Origin of the sequence: Dysgonomonas sp. 520, assembly GCF_010501095.1 — a bacterium.
Lineage (GTDB): Bacteria > Bacteroidota > Bacteroidia > Bacteroidales > Dysgonomonadaceae > QVMP01.
Genome location: NZ_QVMP01000001.1, coordinates 277,583 through 300,474 on the forward strand (window position 1 = coordinate 277,583; position 22,892 = coordinate 300,474).

At 40.3% G+C, this 22,892-nt stretch carries 27 protein-coding genes and 1 pseudogene; 2 read left to right on the top strand and 26 right to left on the bottom strand.

Features of this window, described 5'->3' with window-relative positions; translation table 11 throughout:
* Positions 1–96: 96 nt before the first annotated feature.
* Complete coding sequence (locus D0T56_RS01195) at positions 97–261, bottom strand: hypothetical protein (protein ID WP_221412319.1); 165 nt, start codon at positions 259–261, stop codon at positions 97–99.
* Positions 262–524: 263 nt separating this feature from the next.
* Here D0T56_RS01195 and D0T56_RS01200 point away from each other — a divergent pair, with 263 nt between their 5' ends.
* On the top strand, positions 525–1,046 hold the full coding sequence (locus D0T56_RS01200) for an antirestriction protein ArdA (protein WP_163318310.1): 522 nt from the start codon (positions 525–527) through the stop codon (positions 1,044–1,046).
* A gap of 65 nt (positions 1,047–1,111) precedes the next feature.
* On the opposite strand, the gene D0T56_RS01205 is transcribed toward D0T56_RS01200, so the two are convergent.
* The 25 genes and pseudogenes from D0T56_RS01205 to D0T56_RS01320 form a co-directional block, all read right to left on the bottom strand.
* A complete protein-coding gene (locus tag D0T56_RS01205) occupies positions 1,112–2,251 on the bottom strand; it encodes a DNA alkylation repair protein (RefSeq protein ID WP_163318311.1) in 1,140 nt (379 codons plus the stop codon).
* A gap of 135 nt (positions 2,252–2,386) precedes the next feature.
* Entirely contained in the window at positions 2,387–2,725 is a 339-nt protein-coding gene (locus D0T56_RS01210) for a helix-turn-helix domain-containing protein (RefSeq protein WP_163318312.1), read from the bottom strand.
* Positions 2,718–3,035 carry a helix-turn-helix domain-containing protein gene (locus D0T56_RS01215; RefSeq protein WP_163318313.1) on the bottom strand — a complete coding sequence of 106 codons (318 nt, stop codon included), beginning with the start codon at positions 3,033–3,035 and terminating at the stop codon, positions 2,718–2,720. Before D0T56_RS01215 ends, D0T56_RS01210 begins: the two co-directional genes overlap by 8 nt.
* A gap of 256 nt (positions 3,036–3,291) precedes the next feature.
* Complete coding sequence (locus D0T56_RS01220) at positions 3,292–4,119, bottom strand: RteC domain-containing protein (protein WP_163318314.1); 828 nt, start codon at positions 4,117–4,119, stop codon at positions 3,292–3,294.
* 231 nt (positions 4,120–4,350) lie between these two features.
* Entirely contained in the window at positions 4,351–5,064 is a 714-nt protein-coding gene (locus D0T56_RS01225; protein WP_163309340.1) for a LytTR family DNA-binding domain-containing protein, read from the bottom strand.
* Complete coding sequence (locus D0T56_RS01230; RefSeq protein WP_163318315.1) at positions 5,061–6,137, bottom strand: sensor histidine kinase; 1,077 nt, start codon at positions 6,135–6,137, stop codon at positions 5,061–5,063. Before D0T56_RS01230 ends, D0T56_RS01225 begins: the two co-directional genes overlap by 4 nt.
* Positions 6,134–7,198 (bottom strand): sensor histidine kinase, encoded by a 1,065-nt coding sequence (locus D0T56_RS01235; RefSeq protein WP_163318316.1) that lies wholly within the window; start codon positions 7,196–7,198, stop codon positions 6,134–6,136. Before D0T56_RS01235 ends, D0T56_RS01230 begins: the two co-directional genes overlap by 4 nt.
* A 17-nt stretch (positions 7,199–7,215) precedes the next feature.
* Positions 7,216–9,573 carry a TonB-dependent receptor gene (locus tag D0T56_RS01240; RefSeq protein WP_163318317.1) on the bottom strand — a complete coding sequence of 786 codons (2,358 nt, stop codon included), beginning with the start codon at positions 9,571–9,573 and terminating at the stop codon, positions 7,216–7,218.
* Between the two features lie 33 nt (positions 9,574–9,606).
* Positions 9,607–9,783 carry a hypothetical protein gene (locus D0T56_RS16575; RefSeq protein ID WP_185153809.1) on the bottom strand — a complete coding sequence of 59 codons (177 nt, stop codon included), beginning with the start codon at positions 9,781–9,783 and terminating at the stop codon, positions 9,607–9,609.
* A gap of 195 nt (positions 9,784–9,978) precedes the next feature.
* Positions 9,979–10,584 carry a porin family protein gene (locus D0T56_RS01245; protein ID WP_163318318.1) on the bottom strand — a complete coding sequence of 202 codons (606 nt, stop codon included), beginning with the start codon at positions 10,582–10,584 and terminating at the stop codon, positions 9,979–9,981.
* A gap of 37 nt (positions 10,585–10,621) precedes the next feature.
* Positions 10,622–11,473 carry a CPBP family intramembrane glutamic endopeptidase gene (locus D0T56_RS01250; protein WP_163318319.1) on the bottom strand — a complete coding sequence of 284 codons (852 nt, stop codon included), beginning with the start codon at positions 11,471–11,473 and terminating at the stop codon, positions 10,622–10,624.
* 195 nt (positions 11,474–11,668) lie between these two features.
* Positions 11,669–12,385, bottom strand: a complete 717-nt coding sequence (locus D0T56_RS01255) for a LytTR family DNA-binding domain-containing protein (protein ID WP_163318320.1) — start codon at positions 12,383–12,385, stop codon at positions 11,669–11,671.
* A complete protein-coding gene (locus D0T56_RS01260; RefSeq protein ID WP_163309332.1) occupies positions 12,382–13,407 on the bottom strand; it encodes a sensor histidine kinase in 1,026 nt (341 codons plus the stop codon). Before D0T56_RS01260 ends, D0T56_RS01255 begins: the two co-directional genes overlap by 4 nt.
* Positions 13,401–14,420, bottom strand: coding sequence for a histidine kinase (locus tag D0T56_RS01265; protein WP_163309331.1), 1,020 nt, complete (start codon positions 14,418–14,420; stop codon positions 13,401–13,403). The genes D0T56_RS01260 and D0T56_RS01265 overlap by 7 nt, the downstream gene beginning before the upstream one ends.
* Positions 14,421–14,463: 43 nt before the next feature.
* Positions 14,464–14,556, bottom strand: a pseudogene (locus D0T56_RS01270) (GNAT family N-acetyltransferase); the annotation flags it as partial.
* A 13-nt stretch (positions 14,557–14,569) separates the two neighbouring features.
* Positions 14,570–14,986, bottom strand: coding sequence for a DUF4440 domain-containing protein (locus tag D0T56_RS01275; RefSeq protein WP_163318321.1), 417 nt, complete (start codon positions 14,984–14,986; stop codon positions 14,570–14,572).
* Between the two features lie 2 nt (positions 14,987–14,988).
* On the bottom strand, positions 14,989–15,381 hold the full coding sequence (locus D0T56_RS01280; RefSeq protein WP_163318322.1) for a VOC family protein: 393 nt from the start codon (positions 15,379–15,381) through the stop codon (positions 14,989–14,991).
* Positions 15,378–15,788 carry a VOC family protein gene (locus D0T56_RS01285; RefSeq protein ID WP_163318323.1) on the bottom strand — a complete coding sequence of 137 codons (411 nt, stop codon included), beginning with the start codon at positions 15,786–15,788 and terminating at the stop codon, positions 15,378–15,380. Before D0T56_RS01285 ends, D0T56_RS01280 begins: the two co-directional genes overlap by 4 nt.
* A gap of 21 nt (positions 15,789–15,809) precedes the next feature.
* Positions 15,810–16,565, bottom strand: coding sequence for a VOC family protein (locus D0T56_RS16680; protein WP_255490961.1), 756 nt, complete (start codon positions 16,563–16,565; stop codon positions 15,810–15,812).
* 68 nt (positions 16,566–16,633) lie between these two features.
* The gene (locus tag D0T56_RS01295; RefSeq protein ID WP_163318324.1) at positions 16,634–17,380 is read right to left on the bottom strand and encodes a helix-turn-helix transcriptional regulator; all 747 of its coding nucleotides are present in this window, start codon (positions 17,378–17,380) and stop codon (positions 16,634–16,636) included.
* A 5-nt stretch (positions 17,381–17,385) separates the two neighbouring features.
* The gene (locus D0T56_RS01300; RefSeq protein ID WP_163318325.1) at positions 17,386–17,985 is read right to left on the bottom strand and encodes a type 1 glutamine amidotransferase family protein; all 600 of its coding nucleotides are present in this window, start codon (positions 17,983–17,985) and stop codon (positions 17,386–17,388) included.
* A gap of 11 nt (positions 17,986–17,996) precedes the next feature.
* Entirely contained in the window at positions 17,997–18,692 is a 696-nt protein-coding gene (locus D0T56_RS01305) for a 4Fe-4S dicluster domain-containing protein (RefSeq protein ID WP_163318326.1), read from the bottom strand.
* A gap of 31 nt (positions 18,693–18,723) precedes the next feature.
* Positions 18,724–19,584, bottom strand: a complete 861-nt coding sequence (locus tag D0T56_RS01310; RefSeq protein WP_163318327.1) for a GyrI-like domain-containing protein — start codon at positions 19,582–19,584, stop codon at positions 18,724–18,726.
* 14 nt (positions 19,585–19,598) lie between these two features.
* Positions 19,599–20,072 carry a hypothetical protein gene (locus D0T56_RS01315; RefSeq protein ID WP_163318328.1) on the bottom strand — a complete coding sequence of 158 codons (474 nt, stop codon included), beginning with the start codon at positions 20,070–20,072 and terminating at the stop codon, positions 19,599–19,601.
* Positions 20,073–20,130: 58 nt separating this feature from the next.
* Positions 20,131–20,667 (bottom strand): dihydrofolate reductase family protein, encoded by a 537-nt coding sequence (locus tag D0T56_RS01320; protein WP_163318329.1) that lies wholly within the window; start codon positions 20,665–20,667, stop codon positions 20,131–20,133.
* Positions 20,668–21,446: 779 nt separating this feature from the next.
* Between D0T56_RS01320 and D0T56_RS01325 the strand changes: the two genes are divergently transcribed.
* Complete coding sequence (locus D0T56_RS01325) at positions 21,447–22,676, top strand: site-specific integrase (RefSeq protein WP_163318341.1); 1,230 nt, start codon at positions 21,447–21,449, stop codon at positions 22,674–22,676.
* Positions 22,677–22,892 lie beyond the last annotated feature (216 nt).

The window sequence follows — 22,892 nt, forward strand, 5'->3', positions numbered from 1 at the left end:
GAATAGTCGTTTAACATTGATCTTTTAGTGGTGGGCATCCGGGGCAAGGCTTCGGATGCCTTTTTTTCGTCCATATCAAAGCCTCGCATCTATATATTAAGCGGCATTGTTTTCCCCTATATATCGGGATATTCCCAATCTTATGCTACCTACGGCTCTTTCTTTCGTCCAGTTGAAACGGCAGCATCTTTTATCTTCCTTATCGGTTAAGACAGGAAACCACATCATTAAATAAGAACCATCATTCATAGGCGTAAGCATTAAAAATCCGGCTTCTTACATTTTCCACCTTAATACATACGGCAACTACCCCGGCAGGTTATTTTCTATCATGGCGCAAAGGTGTTTACGGAATCTTAACGGGCAGTAAAGTACAAGCCTTACAGGTTCACGCGAAAAATCTCCACACTGTATAAGTTCAGGGTAGTATTTTATCCGTGAATACTTGACTGCCCTAATCCCTACACCGGAAATGCACCTGAATAAAAAATCAACCCGGCAGATGCCGATTAAAAATTAAGGTTATGGAAAATATATCAGAAGCACGGATTTATGTAGGAACTTACGCTAAGTATAATGAAGGTTCAATTTTCGGTAAGTGGTTAGACCTTTCGGATTATTCCGATAAAGAAGAATTTTACGAGGCTTGCCGCGAGTTACACAAGGATGAGGAAGACCCGGAATTAATGTTTCAGGATTGGGAATATATACCCTCCGGGTTAATAGGTGAAAGCTGGCTGTCCGATAACATCTTTGAAATTATCGAAGCCGTAGAAAATATGGGTGAAAAAGAGGCATTCGAGGTATGGCTGAATCACGAAAGCCACGACCTCGATTCAAAAGACATAAACGACTTGATTTCCTCTTTCGAGGATGACTTTCAGGGCGCATACAAAGATGAAGAAGATTATGCGTATGAAGTCGTTGAAGAATGCTACGACCTGCCGGAATTTGCGAAAACGTATTTCGACTATGAAAAATTCGCCCGCGATTTGTTTATGACCGACTACTGGTTCGATAGCGGTTACGTGTTCCGACATTCATAACTGAACCGGAAACGGTTTTCAAGGCGGAGCATCCGCCTTTTTTAGTGTCTTTGGATTTTTTGATATTATGATTCAACTAATTCAAAGTCATATTTTTCAAATTCGGTTCCATTGATTATTACAGCAACCTGATGAAGTCCGGGATGAAGTTTTCGGGTTGTTACCACTTTAAAAGAATGTTTACGATTAATTCGTATCGCTGAATTTGCAGTGTATTCTTTTTCGCTGATTTTGCAGACTTTCTTGGTTAATGTTCCGTTCGCTTTTTGGTAGTAAATCCCATATTCAAGGCGTATTTTAACCTTTTTGTCATTGTTGTTCAGCAGGTTAAAACAGAACTCCAATGAGTCCCCGACTTTAACTTGATGGGTTGAAATTTGAAAGCTCTCAATGCTGATATTTTTTACACCACCCAATCCGAACAATTCCATCACTTCGGGATTACCCTGTTTTAAGAGTGTCCGGCAGCCGTGTTTAACGATCCAATCCACTTCTTTCGATTCTCCATGCCATTTTTTTGCAAGTTCGATCACTATTTCGGGATTGTCTTTGGCAATATCGTTTAGATTATTGGCTACACTCAGTCGAACCGATTTCGCTGGGTCATTTTTAAGATTTTCCAGAATAGGGATGATTGGCATAGGGTCTTTCTTCAAATCCGGCAGAGCCATCGCCCAAGGAAGGCGTGGACGGCAACCTTCCGATGCAAGCCGTCTTACTCCCCAATGTTCGTGCTTCGACCAGATCAGCATTTGTTTCATCATCTTGTCCGGATATCTGACGATAAACGGATGAGTTACAAATTCACAGCTCGTAAACTGGGTTATTCTTTCAATCGCTTTGACAGAGTTTTCGTAATCGTCCAGTCCGTACTGTTCTATGTAACTATCCAATATTGCGCCATATTCCAAAGTGAGAGTGAATTTCGTATCGTCAATTACTCCGATATGGGGCTGCTCCTTTTCTACATGATCCAGCAGTTCCAATATCTTGGCGATAGCGTCTTTGTAGTCCGTTGGCAAAAACTTTTTCAGAACAGTTGCTATGTGAGCAATACGTTGTTTGTACTCTCTGTTTTCCCACTCGTTGTCCATAGATAGCGAAACAAACTTGCGTTCGTCTAAATCATTGATAACAAGTTTCAGTTCTTTCGTAAATTTATCGAAAAACTGTACATTATAAAAGTTCTTAAAGGCTTCTGCCATATCTTTATTAAATAAATTCTTTTGCAAAAATAGCATATAATGGAGAATTAGCTGTTGTTTCTACCTCTTTATAATGATAAACCCCGCTCTATCTCGCGACAGCACGGGGTCTTAACAATGGATAAATCAGAAAAGCTAATCGGATGATTCAGGTTCAAGTTCCGTTTCACTGTCATTATCTCCTTTGGCGAAATGGTCACGGATGAATTTCTCTACGTTTTTCTCTGTGTAAAATATCTTGTGATGGATAGTGATGTAGGTCAATTCACCCGCAGAACGATAACGCTGTAAAGTGCGTTTACTCACATTCAGCAGTTGGCACAAGTCCTGATTATCCAAAAGCCGTTCGCCATTTAATACATTATGCCGTCCGCTCATTATATCCATAAACTTATCCAGTCGGTCGAAACGCCCCATGAATTGCTCGAACCATTCCCGCATCCAATCTCTCAATCCTTCGTCTTCCTCACTCATGGCTACCTCCTTCCTTTTTATCGTTTCTTACCACACGTCCCGGCAACAGACGTTTAACCTCTGCTAATGTGTACCACGCTTTACCGCCTCGGATGGAGTAGGTTATTTCTCCGTTACTGCGTAGCCGTTGCATCGTCCGTTTACTTATCTGCAACATGGTTGCGGCATCTTGATCGTTTAGCCAAACTTCTGAAGGATCGGGATGTGGATCGGCATTTTCTTTCGCCTGTTTTTTTATATCGGAATGGATACACTCAATTTTCCGTACCAGTTTTTTATATGCTTCCGATTCTATTGTTATCACTTTCATATTTGCAACTTGTTGATTTACTGCAAAGTTCGGGTGTTTCTCAATAGTCGCTAACGAGGTCGGTATGACTTTTCTTGAAAATATTTTCCAATTCGCTTGTTTATAGTGAATTAAAAATGTGTTTTCCGTCAAAAAGCGGGGAGAGAAAAGTTAGAAAAGGTCGGTATAATGCGGATTATACGCTAAAACACCCGATTTTGACCTAAATTAGCATCAAAATCGGGCGTTCTATTAAAAATACCGACATCGGTATCGGTTATCTTCTTCCCATACGCCGTAGTAGGGCGTTTCTTAGTTTATCAAGAAATGGCGTAGGGGTGTTCCGTATTTTTAGGTCATCGAAACTTCGTGAGAGGTTACGGTCTAATTGGATATTAAAGACATTCTGGATATAGTCAAACAGTTGTGTTTGTGGTACTTTTCCGAATATTCCTGCACTGTCCCATGAGAAGATTTGTTCCTGTAATTCCGCTTTACTTCCCATCCATGTTATTTTGGTGGCAGGAAAACCGTTGGTAAAAATCTTAATCCCATTGTCTGTAAGTAGTTCTATTTCGTCCATTAAATAAGCGGAAAGCATATCATTTGCTAATATTTTAGCAACCTTAAAATCACAGTTGGTGGAAAAATTAGGGTCAAATTCATGGCGAAATGTTTCCAGATATTGTTCTGCATTTGTCTGACCACGTAGGAAATAGAGTGAATCCAAATTTGATGAGCCAGAACGGTAATAGCGTATAAAATCGAGACGTTTATGATTGTACCTGTTTATATCATTTAGCATTTCGCTTAGGTACTCCCGTTGTTTTTCAACTCCAGCCGGACGGTTTATCTCAATGTTATAGACTTTTCGATAGTATATCAAACGAGAACAAAGTCTGGGTTTTGTTTCTTTGAAAAAGAATATTTCTTCTTCATCGTCCTTAAAACTGTATGATAAAATAAATGATTTTAACTGATTGACTGCTTCGGTAAGCATACATGAAACCTCAAAAGACTTTGTAATCATACTGATTTCCGAGCATTCTATTTGCTCAATATTGGTATCTATTTCTCTTTTCAGATTGGAAGTAAACTGGTGCATATACAATATGTTTTATAACTTCGATTAATACACTACGAAGATATATAGTTTTGAAAAGTCTGGTTCTTATTTGAGACAGATAAGACTAATTTGTAGACAGAAACAGCTCGTTTGTATAGAAAGGATTGTAGTGCATATTTAGGAGAAGAAAGAAGATTAATCTAATAGAAAAATGACCTCGCGGCAAAGCTACGAGATCATTTAAGAAATACTATTTAGAAGAATATTTTCTCACACCGACTTCCCTTTCAGAAATTTCTCAAAGAAAGCATCCCGATACGAATTACCGATGGCGATTTCATGTTTCTTGATGAATACATCGTTGTTGTCGAAAGAATCTATGCAGTTTTTGTTTACGATATAGGAACGATTTATCCGCAGAAATGTATTTTTGGGGAGAAGATCGTGAATGTTCTTTACATTCATACGGGTAATAATACGTTGCCCGTCCAGTTGGATGATGACGTAGTCTTTTAATCCTTCGATGAAGAGGATGTCTTTCAGGTTTACTTTGAAGAACCGCCTGTCTGACTTTACAAAGATACATTCGTCTTCTACATCCTCCACACTCTTTTTATCTTCATCCAGTAGCAGAGAGTGGTAGATGATCGCTTTATCTACCGCCTTACGGAACTTAGCCGGATCAATCGGTTTTACCAGATAATCGACAGCATCGACTTCATAGCTATCAAGTGCATACTCTGAATAAGCCGTTGTGAAAATAATCAGCGTATGTTTGGGTATGCTCCGGGCAAACTCGATTCCGTTTATTCCCGGCATCTGAATATCAAGGAATATCAAATCGACCTGGTTTGATTCCATGTAGGTGGATGCCGCATTTGCACTGTTGAGACTATCCAGCAGTTCCAGTTGCGGAATTTGCTCGATCAACTTCTTTATTCCTTTGCGAGCAATAGGCTCGTCATCTACAATAATACATTTCATAACATTAATTCTAATATGACGGAGTAAACAGTATCGGTTTTTGTTTGTTCCAATGTGTAATTGTCTTTGTATAATAAATCCAAACGGCGGCGGATGTTTGCCAGACCTAAACCACCAACTTTTCGGGGTATTTCTTCCTGTGGAATAGAGTTCTCACAGGTAAATACCAATCTGCCATCTCTTGCCGTGAATGATAGATGCACGAATGAGTCGCCTCTACTGTCGAAATTATGCTTTACCGCATTCTCGACAAAGGGGATAAACAGCAAAGGGGCTATCTGTACATTGCTTGTATTTCCCTCTTTCGATATCGTGTATTTAAAATCATCCCGGCGGGTCTTTTCCAAATCAAGAAAGTCGCGAAGGAAGGATATATCGGCACTCAGATAAACCTTATCGCGCGTACTGTCGTTCATCTGATAGTGCAGAAGATCGTCTAATTTTACCAATATCAGTGAAGCCTGATCAGGATCATCTTCCGTCAGAATATTAGCATTGTTCAGCATATTAAAGAGGAAATGCGGGTTGATCTGGCTTTTCAGAAACATAAGCTCCGTAGTCAGTGTGGCGGCTTTCAGTTCATCTGCCCGCTTATTATCTTCCAGCCATTTTTTGAACGACATAAATGCTGCTACAGCAATAATCTGCAATCCAATGGTCAATCCGGACGGCAGCATAATCATCATGATTTGAAGTATATTGCGCGACGGGACAATTTTCAGAACCCCGGTATTTGGTTTCTCAAACAGGGCTAAAATGACAGCCATAACAAACAAGCATATAATAATAAGAATCACAGCCGATATTATGTATTTAACTATTTTCCCTTTTGCCAGATAACGTGGAACCAAAATATATGCATTGGGATAAACCGTCAGACAAAAAATAAGATACATTCCAATGAATGCCCAAAAGGCACCTATGGAGAAACTTAGTTTTCCCGGAACAGCGCAAAAAACATCCGAAGCGTAAATCAATGCAAATAGTTGCAATAATACATGCCTGTGAATATGATATTTCTTATCATTCAGATAATGCAATATCGTTTTTTCATTCGATTGATTCGTCATCATACAGTTATATCTTTAAGTTGAAGCCTTGCCTCGTTATGGACTACGGACAGGAAATAGCCCTCGTCGGGATAAATCAGGTCTAATCTTTTTTTTATCGCGTAAAGTTCAACTTCCGATATCAATACCTTGTTTGAAGTTCGGCAGATAAATAACAGAGCGTTCTTTTCGGGCGTAAAACTTACATGCATGGAAATGAATTCATCCGAGTTTTCTATTCGCATGATGGCATGCTGGATAAACGGGATAAAGAGCATCGGAGGGATAAAGATGTCTTTGAGCTTCTTGTCAACGGTAAATTCATATTCAAAGCGGCTGTTGTACATCTTTTCCAATTCCAGATAGCTTCTCATAAAGTTCACTTCGGCACTCAACAATACCCGGTCGCGGTTGCAGTCATAGAGTTGATAGCGCAATAGCCCGCTGAGCCTCATTAGCATATCGGAAGCTTTCTTTGGATCGGTCGTAACCAATACCGAAGTCTTATTGAGTATCTTAGAAAGGAAGTCGGGCGAGAGTTGCTCCTTCAGCCGGTCTAATTCTGATTTGATATTTTCCTGTTCTATTCTGGTTATCCATTCATTTTCCATTGCCTGTCTTTTGAACAGAACTGTGGCTGATGTCCCCAGTATGCACATCAGATTTATGGTAGAACTGGGTATGCATTGGATAAAGGTAAATAGGTTATACACCGGAATTTTATGAGGTAATCCCAACTCGTTCCGTACAACATATTCCATGATAAGTAAGTATGCTATTTGAATAAATATGATAGCGAAGACACTCAGCAGGTATCGTTTGTACTTTTTATTTAACAAATAGCGGGGTACTAAAAAATAGATATTTGCATACAACGACACTAAATACACCGTCAGGGTTATCAAGCTGAGAAGCGGTATATAATCCTGAACTATATCTATTTTATCCCGAAAGATATAAGATGTCTGCCTGAATGAAATTAATGCAAATGCCAAAACAAACAGGATATGCCTCCATATCCTGTATTTTGGAGCAATCAGAAAATTATACAATTTCGATTTGAGCATATCCTGCTTATAAGTCATTCGATGATAAAAATGTATTAAAAATCAAGTCTGTAGGTCACATTAAAGATTGCGTTCTTCAAACGTCTTGGCTCTATCACACTCGTTTTCAGATTATATTCATGCCCGAAATATTCCTTGTATCCTGTAGCGTTCATGCCTTTTACGGCGAACTCGTGCGACACTTTACTTCGGTTCATGCGATAACTGAGGGTATAGTTGGCAAGAAACATGGGCGATAACTGTTTGGAATAAGCCTTTGTTTCGTCGTACTGTGTTTCTTTATCGGGATGGGCTAAGGTTGCCGCTTCATCTATGGGCGAATAACGGTCGCCGCCTTGCATCGTCAGTTTCAGGTTGATACTTAACACATCCTGCTTGTTACGACCCATCATCCATTCTTTGCCTATCAATCCGTTGATGACATAGTTGCGATTGAATTTCGTATTGTGCCAAACACCATCGCCGCCGCAATACTCCGAGTTGAACACGGAAGCCGTTACCATATAATACAAGCCTTTGGTCATGTATTTCTCGAACGTAATGTCCACTCCGTAGTTGCGTCCATTTCCTTTGTTTACCAGCGCGTCTTCCACATAGAACGTGCTGCGGTTAAGCACGGAGTAAGAACTGTCGGCTATCACAGGAACATCGTACAGGTATTGGAAGTAAGGCTCTACCCGCAGGTTCATATCATCGGATATTCTGTAATTGTAAGACAACGAAACATGATGAGTTTTGGTGAAGTCGAGGTCTTTGTTAACCAACTCATTCCCTGTTGCCTGCATTTTTACAAAATAGACGTCCATTTTCTCCATGCGGCTGTGTAGTCCGTAAGCAAAACCGAACGAACTTCGTGCGGATGCTTGCCATTTGATTGAGGCACGGGGCTCTATCGTCCAACTGTTGTTCAATGTGAGGAGTTGTCCATTCAAGCCTAAAGTAGCAGAAAGACGGTCGCTGATATTGAATAGCGAAGAGGTATAAGCTGAAATCAGATTGGTATTGCCTTTTCCTTCTGAGATGCGCTCCAATGACTCGGTGTAGAAAGGAGCCAGGTCGAAGTCCATATCATAATTCATGTTTGTAAATGTGATTCCAGTTTTATTGGTATGCTTCGTGCTGTATTTCTTGTTGAAAGAAGAGGTCAGGACGAGGTTTGTATATTGACTTTTGAAATCAAGAAAGGGCGAGGAGTTCATATTGTTGTCATAGATGCTTTCCCACGCATCGGTTTTCGAATAAGTAGTGGCAAGCGTGGTTTTGAGTAGTCCGCCATTATTTAAGAAATAACGATGGCTAAGTCCGGCTGCGGCAGAAGTCTGCTTCATACGCGAATCTTTCGCATCATCCATGTAATCCCATTCTTCGGGTGTCTTAATTTCGGGCTTGATTTTGTCGATCAATGCCGTTCCCCATACCGAGAAAACACCCGCCTTTTTAGTGGGGAAGTTTAGTCTGAAGTTCAAATCCTGATAGTCCATTTCCTGCTCCAAGTCTCCAGCAGGGCTTACTTTGTTCATCAGTCCAGTAGTTGAATAGCGATAGTTGAACAAATACGAAGCGTTGTGCTTACGGCTAAGAGGCCCTTCCGAAGCGACATCCAATCCAAGCACTCCGGCTTGCAGGGTGTGTTGAAACTTCTGACTATTGCCGTTCCTCATCTTCATATCGAACACACCGGAAACGGCATTGTTAAATTCGGCAGGGAATGCACTGGTGTAGAAATCGGAATTTCCCAATACATTGTTACTTAATGAAGACAACATACCTCCACCCAAAGAAGATACATCCGCAAAGTGGTTCGGATTGGGTATCTCTACATCTTCCAATCGCCATTGGAGCAGGCTCGGCGCGTTTCCATGTACCGATATGCCATTGCTTCCTACGGCAGATGTTACTCCGGCAAACGAACTGACCAAACGAGCAGGATCGTCCATGCCTCCTGCGAAACGACTGGCTTCTTCCACGCTAAGCATACGTGCGCCCGAGAGGGCCATACTGTTTAAGGGTTCTTCTTTATTGATGCGGGGACGGATAACTATTTCGTCTAATTGCAGAACGCTTTCTTTCAGTTGGATTTCCAGATAGATTTCCTTTGCCGAAGTCAGCATGATTTCACGAAAAACGGCAGGTTCATAGCCTACAAATGTAGCCTGTAAGTCATGGCGACCGACAGATACGTTCTTTATTTCGAATTTCCCTTCATCGTTGGTAGTTGTGCCAATGCTGGGCAAGTCCAACAATCCGACCGAGACATAAGGAAGTGGACTGCCCGAAGCATGGTCGATGACCGTTCCACGAATCGTTTGTACGGGTTTATTGTCTTGCGCCGATGCGCTGACTGAAAACAAAATGCTAATGAGTAGCCATAGGAAGATAGATAATTGTTTCATGATTGATGTATTTTATAGAGTTGTTACTGATTTTTATTTCTTTAAAAAGTCCATGAGTTTATGTACTTTACCGAATGCCTTTCTTATTCCGTTCGAGGCTTCCAGTTCTTCACTCAAAACCAATTCTAACGCTTCGATCACTTTGTCGCAATCAGAATATTCTACTCCTGATAGCTGCGACACTTTTGTTACTACTTCCTGCTTGTTCATCGTAATATGTTTTTATTGATTGTTGATTCCGGTTCAAAAGTACTTTCCAAAGACAGGCACTTGGATTTTATGATACGAACCGCATTCTTTCTGCGACAGAAATGCATAGTTTGTAGACGAAGGGTTAGAGACATTCTAACTAAAAAAGCCTCCGGAGGTTATCCAAAGGCTTAATATGGCAAATGCGAGGGATGGTTAAAAGCGATAACCTACACCCAAACTTATCGTTTGTGTATCTGCTCCCGATACTTTGTTTTTGGAACTTAAATCATATCCTAATTTGTATCCGGCATTAATGGATATGCCGTTGTGAAACTCATAACCCACCAGAACACCACCACCCATATACCAATGGCTCAATTCCAATTTATTTACACCTTCTTCCCAATCAAGCAATTTCTCTGTTTTGGAATCTATGCTGAATCCATAACCGATATTCGGCCCGATACCGGCAAACAGTTTGCCTCGACCAATGTTGAACTGCCCCATTGCATACACCGGAATCTCGACCGAAGCGTATTTGAACCTCGTTTTTTCACCTGCTGTGGTTATTTTTCGTTCCGTATAACTGAACAGTAGTTCTGGTTGCAGGGCAAAATATTCTCCGAACTCGATTTTTGCGAAACCGCCGAGCGAAGCTCCGGGTTTGAAAGAATCGCTTCCATTTTGCAGGTTAGATACTTCCACATTAGAGAGATTACCGTTGAGTTTTACCCCGAATGAAGTACTCGTTTGTGCATTTACTGTTACTGCGAACATTGAACCAATAGCGAAAATCGCTGTAATAATCATTTTCTTCATAACCTTGATCTATTAATTGTTTAGTGAAATATGTATGTTAATTATTTATCGTTTTATCGAAGAAGAACTTCTTATCCTTTAGCACCACAACTGTTGCCAAAACGCATAGCAACACTGTCTGAATGATTTTACTGTCAGGGTGCGGAGCAAATAATTCATTGAAAAATCCGGCTGTGATATGAAAGACAATAGCAACAATAATATTACGTCCCGTTTTGTAGTACAACCAATTCATTAAAATGACGAATGGGATAATGCTTATCAAGAAGTTTAACCCATATATCCAACCTTCAAGTACGAGATTACTCTGGTAGTAATCCCTTATCGTTGAAAGCGGCATGTGCCAAACTCCCCAAACAGCACCGAATATAAGCGATGTGTTGAACAAATTAAATTTGCTTCGCAAACTGTCTGTCCCGTAAGAATGCCAAGCCAATTCTTCAATAACAGGCGCAAGTATCAGCAGAAACCAAACGGGAAAAATGCCCGATGAAAAAGTGAAGTTGCCAGTAATGATAAACTGTTCGGGACTATACCCAAAAGGCAGAGAAATACCCATTGCCAGCATGATACTGATAGGCATAATCAGGCAAGTTGCGAGAGCATAGGCAGGCTTTATATCTCTGAAATTGAAGAAGCGCTTTGAGATGTCTTTTCTTAAGATTCTGTTTTTGCGGGTCATCCAATATACTACACCCAAAGGGGACAACAACCCGATACAAGCCAGTATGCTTGCTATTTGAAGAAATTTATCCTGATAAGGCTCTATCCAACTTATCTTCCCAGCTGCAAACCAAAACACCCACGGGATAAGGGTAGATAGAATAAAGAACAAAGCGGGCTTTTTATATCTGCCTACTGTTTCTGAATGTGATACTGTTGTTTCCATTTTCGCTGTATATTTTATAATTATACTGCGAAAATACAGTGCTTTGTATGGCTGATTTTTTATTTGAGACGGATGTGCCTCGTTTGTAGACTAAAGAGGTTGATTTGTAGAGAAAAGGAAAATGCCTGTTTCGGATAGGAGTATCCAAAACAGGCATAGTTGATAGAGAGGGTTATTTATTTATTCTAAAAACACCTACCCCAATGTCTTATTTTTCATAAATTCCTCGAAGAAAGCATCCCGGTATGAGTTCCCAATGGCTATTTCGTGGGATTTGATAAAGACATCGTTGTTGTCGAAAGAGTCGATGTGTTTATGGTTGACGATGTAGGAACGATTTATTCGCAAGAATATGTCTTTTGGAAGCAGATCGTGTATGTTCTTTATATTCATGCGGGTAATGATGCGTCCGCCGTCGAGTTGGATAATAACATAGTCTTTCAGCCCTTCTATGAAGAGAATGTCTTTCAGGTTTACTTTGAAGAACCGCCTGTCGGACTTTACAAAGATGCATTCGTCCTCAACGTTTTCAACGCTTTTCTTGTCTTCATCCAGCAATAGGGAGTGGTAGGCAACTGCTTTTTCCACAGCCTTGCGAAACTTGGCCGCATCAATCGGTTTTACAAGATAATCAACTGCATCTACCTCGTAGCTGTCGAGTGCGTACTCGGAATAGGCAGTTGTGAAGATTATCAGCGTATTTTTATGAATGCTCCGGGCGAAGTCGATTCCATTGATGCCGGGCATCTTTATATCCAAGAAAATCAAATCAACCACATTCTCTTTCATAAATTCGCCTGCGGTTTGCGCACTCTCAAAAGTACCTAGCAGTTCCAACAGGCTTATACTATCTACCAGTTTTTTGATTCCCTGACGGGCAATGGGCTCGTCATCAACTATAATGCATTTCATATCTTAAATTCCAGTGTTACAGTGTATATTTCTTTTTCGTCTCGCAGGTTTAGCTTGTAATTTTTTCCAAACAGCAAGTCCAACCTCTTTCTGATGTTCTTCAGTCCGATTCCACCCTCTTTCTTTTCCCGTGCCAGCTTGGCTTTGGGGTTTTCGCACTTGAAGCGAAGCTTTTCCCCTTGTCTTAGGAAAGAGATATGGATGAACGAATCGCTTTCGGGATTATGCTTTATGGCATTCTCTATAAAAGGGATAAATAACAGCGGAGGGATATTTACATTGCAATCGCCTTCGGTGCTGATTGTATAATCGAACCTGTCGCGACGTGTCTTTTCAAGGCTCAGGTAATCGTTCAGAAAGGCTATGTCATCAGACAGTTTGACCTCGCCTTTAGCTTCCCCCTGAGTTTGATAACGCAACAGGTCGTTGAGTGTCTGAAGTATGTAGGTCGATTTCTCGGCATCATCTGCCAGAATATTAGCGTTGTTAAGGGTGTTGAATAAAAAATGCGGATTAATCTGGTTCTGTAAGTTAGCTAGTTCGATGGCTGTTGTCGCGTTTTCCAGTTCGCCTATTTTCCGGTTGTTTTGGACGTGGTACTTAAATAGTTGTATGGCGGTCATTCCGATATAAAAGACAAAGAAGGCGATAAAAGCGGAAACCGATTCCAACAATACTACAGCAAACTGATTGTCGGAAGATATATCTTGCAAAGCGCCAACCGAGAAAAGCATATTAAACCCGAAGACAATAAAGAAGAGCGCCAACAAGTAGTAGATGGTTTTACCCCTTATCAGCAATCGTGGAACCAGCAAATACATATTCAGGTAGATGATAAAGCTTACCTGCAAACTGTAAATAATCCAAGGTAATAACCTGCCTTGTAAAATCTGATCGGGCTCGTCCCAAAATATATTGATAGTTGTGGTCAGTATTACAATTTGCAAGATCACATGCCTGAGAAGTCTATACTTTGGCATCAACAGGAAATCGGGCAATATGGCATTTATCTTCTTCAGCATCTTTCCAAACTGTATTTAACAAATCCCTTTTCTCTGATGCTCTCTTTTTCGTAAAACATCTCTAACCGCCGTTCCTCTTCTGACAATTCACAGTCGGCTAGATCGGTTCCCTGCACCTTACATTCAAAAGCAATGTTTGTATCGGTAATATCAAACTTCAACAGAACATCGGTAGGCTGCTGTTCGAGAATCCGTTGAACGATAGGCATAAAGAGGAAAGGCGCAATAAAAATGCCCGTGTCGCCTGTAATGATAATAGAATACGTGTACTTATTTTTAGAGCTAAGCTGATTCAGCGACAAATAGCTGTTTATATGTTCAATGTCCGATTTCAATAAAACCTTTTCCCGCATGCAGTCGTACAAACCATACCTCAATATTTTACTCAATCGAAGTAGTATGTCGGGCACTTCCTCTGCATTGGTCTTTATTTTTGCTATCACATAATCGAGTGTATTCGATAAAAACTTAGGATTGATTCGATTTTTCAGTTTCTCAACGCTACTTTTCAACTGCCTGTTTTGTAGGTTGGTTATCCGTTCGGTATCACTCGTCCATTGCCCAAAGAGTACCGAAATCGATCCGCCGGCAATACAAATTGCGTAGATCATTAAGTTCGAAAGTCCATCCAACAGCATCACACCGTTGAACTTTCTATCTACGCCTATATCATTGAGTATCTGTAATTCTATTGCTCCTTTGATAAACAGATAGAGAGAAATGGCTGCAAACAGGCAAAGAAGATATTCTGCATACTTGCGTTTTAACAGTGTACGGCGAGTAAGAACTATCAGATTAAAATAGACCAAACCGCCCAACCCGATAACGTTGAGCGCTCCAAACCAATAAAGGGTATTGTTGCTGATGTCTGATATGTGTTCGCCAAATACAATCAGAGACTGGCCTATGGCAACAAAAGTGAATGTGACGATTAAGAGTGTATGCCTCCAAATCCTGAAATGAGGGTCTGTAAGTAACTTATATAGAAAATCCTTTGTCTTATCTGTTGACATACGCTGCAAAGTTACAGATAAATTATGTAATTAGTAGGTTGACTATACCCGGATGAGTTACTTTGCTACGAATAATACAGCATAGATGTTCGTCGGCAAGGTTATCGGGTGTTATGTTTATGAAATCGGCATTCATCTGTTCTAAATTCTCAATTGGGTTGGATAAAAGACCAATGTGTATGTATGATTTTCCACTGATTAGAAGTATCCAATTGATAGACTTCCGTACAACTCATTCTGAATGTTAGGGCATCTCTTTGAACGGCATAATTGTATGTGAGGACTGCCATGTCTGCCGACAGTTGCACGGTTGGGTTTATCATTTCGTATTGGTCGATTTTAATCTTACCTCTGACCGTGTTGTAATAATCTTCCAACGCCTTTTTGCCTTCCAGTTTGCGCTCGAAGGCAGGGTCGATATAGACAACGTCCTCAGATGTCAAATCTAAAAAGCCATCGGGGTTTCCATTGTTCCAGAGCGCTAATGCTTGTTTTTCTAAGGCAATGATCGTTGCCTTTGTATCTTCTAAAACAGTTTTTCTATAATCTCCGTCTTTCTTTTTCATAATCATTCTGCTAATAACTCGATATAATTGCCTTCAGGATCTAACACCGCACTTTCATAATAGCCATCGCCGGTAGTGCGTGGTTCGCTTGCAATGGTGTAACCATCTCTTCGGAAATGTTCGGTCAAGTTATTGACAGTCTCTTTTCCTCCAACAGTCAGGGCAATGTGCGCCAATCCTTTAAGCATATAGCGCAGTTGGTCGTTTTCGATAACATCCGGACGGTTCATCAGCTCAATACGTGCTCCTCCTTCGTTAAAGGTCAGGAAGTAAGAGGTGTATTTCTTTGTTGGATTGATATATTTATCGTTGCAACTAACGTCGAAGTATTTGAGATAAAACTCCTTCATCACTTCAATATCATCTACCCAAACGGCTATGTGGTCTATTTTCATACAGGTGCTCCATCCGCTTTCAGGGGAGAAAAGAACTCTATCAGGTTCTCTTCCGGATCGTAGAGGTGGACAACACGCATTCCCCAGCCGGGCATATCCGTGGGTTCGTTGATGAATTGAAGTCCTTTTGCTTGGAATGCCTGATAGGTCTCGTCTACATTTTCTACTTCAAAGGAGATCATGGACTTCTCGCGATAACCTGTGGGTTGTGTTTTGTCGGCATTGCCAACAGCGGGAGCCATATAGTCGGAGGTGAACAAGGCAAGGCCCTCTATGCCGTCGGCTACTTTGAAGCTGGCATAACATTCTCCGATATCCCAGGCGGCCTCTAAGCCAAGCTGCTCAGTGTAAAAATTGAAACATTTGCGATAGTCTTTGACTAATAGTCTTACGTTGCTGAATTTCATGTTTGTTCTGTTTTTAATTTATTAATCTCTTTTATAGTCTGTAAACCCCAATCTGTTACCCGACGGGTCGTTTAATTCTACCGCCCAACCTGTCCGTATCTTAAATGGTTCGGATAGAAAGACAATGCTTTTGGCTTTCATCTTTTCGTAAACTGCTTTGGTGTCTTCAACCTCTATCCAAATGGCAGGTATTGTGTTCGGCATCTTGGTTTTATCTTTTAGGATGATTGCCGGCTCTTCGTTACCGACCTTGAAGGCTACCATACCTTGCTCTGCAAACTCGAATTTCTTTTCCAATCCCAGTACTTCGGCATAGAAATGTACGCTTTCCTGATAATTGTTAGCTGGCAGGAAGTAGTTATCGTAGTTTTTAATTGCGGTAGGTTCTACTGTATCTTCCGTTATCGTCAGGATATGTCCGTTGTTATCGAAGATGGCGAACTCGTCTGCTCCATAGAATGTTTTATGCATTTCTTTGGCGATAGATCCTGTTCCCAGAAGCTTTTCGTATAGTGTTTGCATGCCTTTCATCTTTACATAAAAGGTCATAATACCCAATGCCGGGCGACCGGCTAACTGTGGGTACTCTTCGGTTAGATTATCCATTTCCTGAAACATAAATGTTGTTCCGCCATTAGCAACCATGGCCCATTGCAAGCTTCCGGTTGGAGCGGGAACACTCATAATCAGATTGAAACCTAATGTCTCGGTATAGAACTGTACTGTTTCATCGACGCTCTTTACGCCGATATTGGGAGATAGAGTTTGATATTCCATGACTTTCATTTTTTTAAGTACAAAAATACAATAGTTGTTTGATCTGTTTCGTGTAAAAAACCGACATTCTATACGGCGTGTTCTGACGGAGAGATACTTCCCAATCGTTGAAACTCTTTATTCATGTGTGAATGATCGTGGTAACCGCAGGCAATAGCTATTTCGTACATGCTTTCATTGGGATGGGTTTCCATATATCTGCGGACGGAGCGGAAGCGCATGATATTGCTGAATGTTTTGGGCGTTATACCGATGGTTGTTTTGAATTTACGTTCGAATTGTCGTTCCGACAGGCATACTTCTCCGGCTATTTTACTGACAGACAAAAGGCCGTTATTGCTTTGAATAAGAGAAACGGCATGTCTGATTTGCCGGTCGGGCAGGTATAACTTATACATACGTGCCAGAAAATAGGCATTGATATAATTAATGCGTTCCTGCATACACTCCATGTCGGGCAATCGCTCATAGAAACTGTTATCAAACAGCGTTTCGGTGAGAGGTAGTTCTATGTTTTGGTTGGTAATCATGGAGACGGGCATACGGGTTAATGCGGTGATCCCTGCCGGCGCAAAGCGGATTCCCATCATCCGCACCCGTCCCGGCTGATAGGAGATTTCCAATAAAGAGGTCATTGTACCAACCAATTTGGGCAATCCGGTTTGTACGGAGTGACTTCCGAAATCAAAGATAATATCCACACAACCGTCGGGTAGAATCCGCTGTGCGATTGCATTCTCAATCAATCCATCGGCAACCCAATAGGTTTCTATCAAATGCTGTAAATGTAGGTTGGGTGGATATTCTTTATACATATATATTATTTCGGCAAGAACCCATTTTTATAATATTGATAGCTCTCTTCTATAATTTCAGGCGCATCCGCATCTAATACATACAGGATTTCACGGCAAAACTCCAATGGAGCCGTTCCGGGGGCAGTAACAATGTTGCCGTCTCTGACAGCTTGTTCGTTGATATAGTTGGCATCGCCAGTATATTTTTCTCCGGCATACTGTTTCAGATAGTCCAGTCCGTTGCTTGTGTGCTTCACATGGTTGAGAATGCCACAGGCTCCGAGAAATACCGAAGCATTGCATATTCCGGCAACTAACTTGTTCTCTTCAGCGGCTTTTTCTATAAGCGGAACAATTTGCGCTGCTTCGGGCGAAAACCAATGCATGCCGCCAATCAATACTAATCCCGCATGGTCTTCCGGCATATCGTTCAGGTCGTAGTCGGGTAATACTTTGAAGCCGCCTATCGACAGGATAGGGTCTTTGGTTACAGACATGGTTTTCACTGTGTATTTGATTGGGCCTCCCGGTTTTACTCCTATATTCAAACAGGTGGAAATATAAGCTCCTTCCCAATCGGCAAACTCGTTTAAGAGTACGAAAATTACTTCTTTTTTGTTCATGTTGTTTCTACTTATAATTCTTTTTTCATATATCGTTGTGTCCACGGGCAATGCACCATACACTTCAAACAAGTAGTGCATTTATCGACATCAATCATTTCTTCGCGTTGTATATCTGATTGCCAAGAAGCACCCTGCAAGGCATGGGGTTCACAAACATCCAAGCAAGTTTGGCAGTTGCCACATTGGACAACGGGCGGGTTTTTCAAGACTACATTCAAAGGTGCATCAGTTAATACTCCACCCCATGTTTGACAACAACCATATTCTTTATTTACCAACAAGTTGTTCTTACCAATCCAACCCAATCCGGCATGAGTAGCCAATGTCTTTAATGGAAGCATTGTTTTACCAAACATCCCATCAAAATTACTTGTTGCTATTTGGTTGGCATCCGAAAGTGAATAGGCTTTGTAACCGTTCTTTTCAATTAACTCTGCAAGCAGGTCGGATATGCGGTACATGCCCATTTCATAAACATAATGCTCGTCGTCATCGAAATAGTTGCGGGCAACCATATCAGACACATAATTAGGATTGTCACTGACTCTTTTCAGGTATTCGGGAGAGCATTTAACGCCAAATAGTATAGCAGACGAAAATCCCCGATTTTGCTTTTCTGCCAAACCGGAGATATCAACAAAGTGGATAAATTCTATCTCATGTTGCTTTAGTTCATTTGTGATCGTTTCGTTTAGCGGGTTCATTTATCCGTTAATAAAATGCAAAGATACTATCTTATTCCACAGGAATATAGATTTCAGTTTTTAACTTTTCGGGTCTTGTCCTGTCAGGGTGATTCAGATACTTTTCGAAGCAATGGTAATCCCGAAGTTTCAAGTTGTTTTCGGGAAGCAGACGAGCATATATCGTATCGTAAACGGCATCCAAATTGCTGTATGAACCCTGATAATGAAACACAGCAAACTTTCCCTCTTTGATTTCTTTTACTCCAATATCGCCCTGTGGCTTTACGTCTTTTTTAATGACAAGACAAATATCGGTGCGGAGTTTATTACCCTCTGTTACTTTTGGGTCATCGTGATAAATGGCGATATGCTCCATTCCGAAAGTAAAGAGCTTATGTTCTTTGACGAATTGCCACAAACGTTGCCATGAACCGGAAAAGTCAAGGCTTCCGTATTCGCCTGTGAGTTTAATGTAAATGACTTGTTTGGCTTTAATATTCAATATTTTGGGGGATTTTATCTTTAACTGTATATTTTTCTTTTCTGCTTTCATAATGGTAAAATTTTTGTTGGTACGGTATTCTGTCGGCGAAATACCATATTGTTGTTTGAATGCTTTTGATAAAGATGCAGGAACATCGTAGCCGACACGGTAAGCGATTTCGGCAACAGACATATCGGTATACCGAATCAAACAGGCAGCAGTTTCCAACCGAACCCTAACGATATAAGCTCCGATAGGTTCTCCCATAAACGCACGAGTAATACGGTGGAAATGATAGGGAGAGAAATGACTTATTTCAGCCAATTTTGTCAAATCAATGGTTTGATCCAAGTGATTGTTGATATACTCCACAATGATATTGATCTGTTTCTGATATTCCTCTATGGTCGATATTCGTTGTTTCATATCATTTTCTGAAATTAGATTCCTAAAATTTTCATTACTTCATCCGCATGCTCACGACAATAATCCTGAGTGAATGCGATGAAAGGAATTCCTATTAATACGCTTGTTAATAATCCGTTTCCTAAAGCCTTGTAATCTTTGTCTTTTAATGTAATCCATAAACCCAATACGATATTGAGTGTCATAGTGATATGGGAGAATTGGGGCAAAAGATCAATTCCACTTTTCCACGGAAAGACAAACAAGCCCATTGTTCCGAAAAACATCATCGGCACAATGGCGATTGTAAGCCATATTTTGTTCTTTGTTCTGAAATAAAAGATTAACCCCAGCAGGAAAGCAATACTCGATGGAGCACATGCATTGAAAACAAGCCATTGAACAACGCTAACTTTGGCAATGCCCAGAAAATACCATGTACTGTTGGCAACGGTTAGCAGAAGGATAACCGCCAGGATAACACTTGTAACTCGTTCTGTTTTTGTCATACTCATTTCTTTTATTTGTTGCTGCAAAGGTATGGTGAAAACAGATTTAGGACTTTTCCTATCTTGCTAACTTTTTAATATAGGCCGTTTTCAAAACTCCATTTTTATAGCTTGTACTATCCTGCAATTTCCATTTTGATTCTTTAGGTTGTTCGGGAAATAAAGAAACTCCTTTGCCTAGAACAACGGGGATATAAGCTATCTGCATTTCGTCAACCAAATCGGCAGCAAGCAACATTGAAACCAATTCACCACCGCCAAATAGCCAAATGTTCTTTCCCGACTCATTACGTAGGTCATCAATATGTTCAATTACATTTTCCGTAATGAATTTAATATTTTCTTTTTCTCCCCAATCATGATGAGAAACCACATAAACTGTTTTGTCCGCATACGCACCCATCGCATCCATATTTGATAATTCACGCCAAGAGCGGCCACCCATGATAATCGTATCAATCGAATCCATAAATTCTTTGTAGCCATAATTCATTTTTTCGGTAATAGGAAATTCGGAAAGCCATTCGATACCACCGTCCGGTTCTGCAATGCGCCCATCAAGTGATGCAGCGATGTAAAGGATAATTTTTTTCATGTTGATAATCTTTGCGTTATTTACTCTTGTTATGTTCGCCAGAGTAACACGCAAAAAGAAGCGTGGAACTCACACACTTCAATGTAGAGGTACTGGTATACCCGAAAAGGAAGACGTGCAAGCCCACGCCATACTTTCGTATAGCATGAACATTGCGCCATAGTCTCCTTTTCTTGAAAATTACCAGTTTTCTACATTGAGACGTTCAGCGAACGTTATGTTATATCTAACGGAATTAATCCGCTATTATTCTAAATTTCTGATGCAAAGATAGTGATTCCAGTCAAATTATTGCTGAAATTAACTCTGAACTATTTGTAGTTACAGATTTTTAATAGGAAAGTTTTGGTAAATAAGATATGTTATATCTGATAGTTTTCGTATCTTTGTATCGTATTGGAAATGACAATAGCATTGTCGGGCAAAACGCCGAAAAAAGCACTATGTTCATTCATTTGCACGGTTGTTTTGACACTCTATAAGATATTATAAATGTGGTAGTTACCAAAAGGTAAAACGTTCTGGTGGCACCACTTTTAGAGAAAGCAAAAAGAAGTAAACTCCTGATATTCAACGAATATCGGGAGTTTTCATTTTTACCCACTACGCAAAAAACAGCAAATTTCGACCTACTCTGGTGGAGCAAAAGGTGGAGCAAACTCAGGAGATATTTATCTCCACCTTTTGACCTTAATTGGCATTGACTGTCAGCCTGTTGCGTAGCGAAACTCTCTCCACTTTTCCATAATTTTGTATCACTTAAAACAAGTAGAAAAATGATGGAAAGAAATTCATTTAGTGTTTTGTTTTTCTTAAAGAAAACAAAACTATTGAAGAATGGTGAAGCCTCTGTATGTATGAGAATTACGGTTAATAATGTTCGCTCTGAAACGAATATCCGTAAAAGTATTAGTCCCTCCCTGTGGAATCAGGCGAAAGAATGTTCCCGCGGTAAAGACCGCAAATCAAACGACCTAAACAAGTTTATTGAAGAAGCCCGAATCAAGTTGTATAATATTCATGCTGATTTAAAACAAGAAGGCTTACCTATTACGGCAATAATTCTCCGTGATAAGTTCTTTGGACTGGAAGAAAAGGAAGCACCCAAAACCCTTATAGCTACTATTCAGGAGCATAACGACCAATGTCGGCAATTAGTGGAGAAAGACTTCGCTTTAATAACTGTACGTCGCTACGAAAGTTGTAAACGCTATTTGGCAGAACTTATAAAAATCAAGTTTGACAAAGAAGATATTCCGCTCAAAGATGTGAATGGAGAGTTCATCCGGGCTTTTGAGTTCTATCTGAAAACAGAAAAAGACTGTGCACAGAACACAGTTATCCGTTATATGAAGTGCCTGAAAAAGATTACAAATCGTTCTATCGCTAACGAATGGATAAACAAAGATCCATTTGCAGGTATTAAATTCCATGAGAAAGAAGTACATCGTGAGTTTCTAACTTGGGATGAACTTCAAATACTGGTAAATAAAAAATTTGAAATTCCTCGTATTGACTTGGTACGTGATATTTTCGTCTTTTGTGCTTACTCCGGTCTTTCGTTCATAGATGTGAAGCAACTATCTTCGGAACATATTACAAAGGACAGAGAGGGTAACTACTGGATTCGGAAAGCTCGTCAAAAGACGAAAAATATGTGTAATATTCCACTATTAGATGTGCCCTTGTCTATCATCGAGAAATATAAGGATCATCCCCTCTGTAAAAAACAGAATGTATTACTGCCAGTTCCATGCAATCAGAAAATGAACGCTTATATCAAGGAAATTAGCGATTTATGCGGGATTAAGAAAAATCTTTCAACACATTGTGCAAGATACACTTATGCGACTTCCGTGTGCTTGGCGAATGGTGTTAGTATGGAAAATGTTGCTAAAATGTTAGGGCATTCAAATATCAGTATGACAAAACGATACGCGAAAGTGCTGGATCAGAGTATTCTAAGCGATATGCAGAAAGTAGGAAGTTTGTCGGCTACAACTGTGTAAAGGTGGGCAGATACAAATTAGAAAAGGTGCTTTCATTGTGAGATAGCCCCTTTTTGAATATATACTGACCTATGTATTCCATAGTGAGTGACTGAGAGCTTGTATGCAGTATTTTTTAGTACGGAGAAGTATTTTTTTTCTTGTTCTAAAAACCTTGAAGTAAAGTTCACCCTAATCTTTAGAGTTATATGTAAGGAGTTATGTAAGCCTAATTAA

Coding starts and splice junctions, on each gene's coding strand:
- D0T56_RS01195 (WP_221412319.1), bottom strand. CDS start 261: ATGCTTACGCCTATGAATGATGGTTCTTATTTAATGATGTGGTTTCCT.
- D0T56_RS01200 (WP_163318310.1), top strand. CDS start 525: ATGGAAAATATATCAGAAGCACGGATTTATGTAGGAACTTACGCTAAG.
- D0T56_RS01205 (WP_163318311.1), bottom strand. CDS start 2,251: ATGGCAGAAGCCTTTAAGAACTTTTATAATGTACAGTTTTTCGATAAA.
- D0T56_RS01210 (WP_163318312.1), bottom strand. CDS start 2,725: ATGAGTGAGGAAGACGAAGGATTGAGAGATTGGATGCGGGAATGGTTC.
- D0T56_RS01215 (WP_163318313.1), bottom strand. CDS start 3,035: ATGAAAGTGATAACAATAGAATCGGAAGCATATAAAAAACTGGTACGG.
- D0T56_RS01220 (WP_163318314.1), bottom strand. CDS start 4,119: ATGCACCAGTTTACTTCCAATCTGAAAAGAGAAATAGATACCAATATT.
- D0T56_RS01225 (WP_163309340.1), bottom strand. CDS start 5,064: ATGAAATGTATTATTGTAGATGACGAGCCTATTGCTCGCAAAGGAATA.
- D0T56_RS01230 (WP_163318315.1), bottom strand. CDS start 6,137: ATGATGACGAATCAATCGAATGAAAAAACGATATTGCATTATCTGAAT.
- D0T56_RS01235 (WP_163318316.1), bottom strand. CDS start 7,198: ATGACTTATAAGCAGGATATGCTCAAATCGAAATTGTATAATTTTCTG.
- D0T56_RS01240 (WP_163318317.1), bottom strand. CDS start 9,573: ATGAAACAATTATCTATCTTCCTATGGCTACTCATTAGCATTTTGTTT.
- D0T56_RS16575 (WP_185153809.1), bottom strand. CDS start 9,783: ATGAACAAGCAGGAAGTAGTAACAAAAGTGTCGCAGCTATCAGGAGTA.
- D0T56_RS01245 (WP_163318318.1), bottom strand. CDS start 10,584: ATGAAGAAAATGATTATTACAGCGATTTTCGCTATTGGTTCAATGTTC.
- D0T56_RS01250 (WP_163318319.1), bottom strand. CDS start 11,473: ATGGAAACAACAGTATCACATTCAGAAACAGTAGGCAGATATAAAAAG.
- D0T56_RS01255 (WP_163318320.1), bottom strand. CDS start 12,385: ATGAAATGCATTATAGTTGATGACGAGCCCATTGCCCGTCAGGGAATC.
- D0T56_RS01260 (WP_163309332.1), bottom strand. CDS start 13,407: ATGCTGAAGAAGATAAATGCCATATTGCCCGATTTCCTGTTGATGCCA.
- D0T56_RS01265 (WP_163309331.1), bottom strand. CDS start 14,420: ATGTCAACAGATAAGACAAAGGATTTTCTATATAAGTTACTTACAGAC.
- D0T56_RS01275 (WP_163318321.1), bottom strand. CDS start 14,986: ATGAAAAAGAAAGACGGAGATTATAGAAAAACTGTTTTAGAAGATACA.
- D0T56_RS01280 (WP_163318322.1), bottom strand. CDS start 15,381: ATGAAAATAGACCACATAGCCGTTTGGGTAGATGATATTGAAGTGATG.
- D0T56_RS01285 (WP_163318323.1), bottom strand. CDS start 15,788: ATGAAATTCAGCAACGTAAGACTATTAGTCAAAGACTATCGCAAATGT.
- D0T56_RS16680 (WP_255490961.1), bottom strand. CDS start 16,565: ATGGAATATCAAACTCTATCTCCCAATATCGGCGTAAAGAGCGTCGAT.
- D0T56_RS01295 (WP_163318324.1), bottom strand. CDS start 17,380: ATGTATAAAGAATATCCACCCAACCTACATTTACAGCATTTGATAGAA.
- D0T56_RS01300 (WP_163318325.1), bottom strand. CDS start 17,985: ATGAACAAAAAAGAAGTAATTTTCGTACTCTTAAACGAGTTTGCCGAT.
- D0T56_RS01305 (WP_163318326.1), bottom strand. CDS start 18,692: ATGAACCCGCTAAACGAAACGATCACAAATGAACTAAAGCAACATGAG.
- D0T56_RS01310 (WP_163318327.1), bottom strand. CDS start 19,584: ATGAAACAACGAATATCGACCATAGAGGAATATCAGAAACAGATCAAT.
- D0T56_RS01315 (WP_163318328.1), bottom strand. CDS start 20,072: ATGACAAAAACAGAACGAGTTACAAGTGTTATCCTGGCGGTTATCCTT.
- D0T56_RS01320 (WP_163318329.1), bottom strand. CDS start 20,667: ATGAAAAAAATTATCCTTTACATCGCTGCATCACTTGATGGGCGCATT.
- D0T56_RS01325 (WP_163318341.1), top strand. CDS start 21,447: ATGGAAAGAAATTCATTTAGTGTTTTGTTTTTCTTAAAGAAAACAAAA.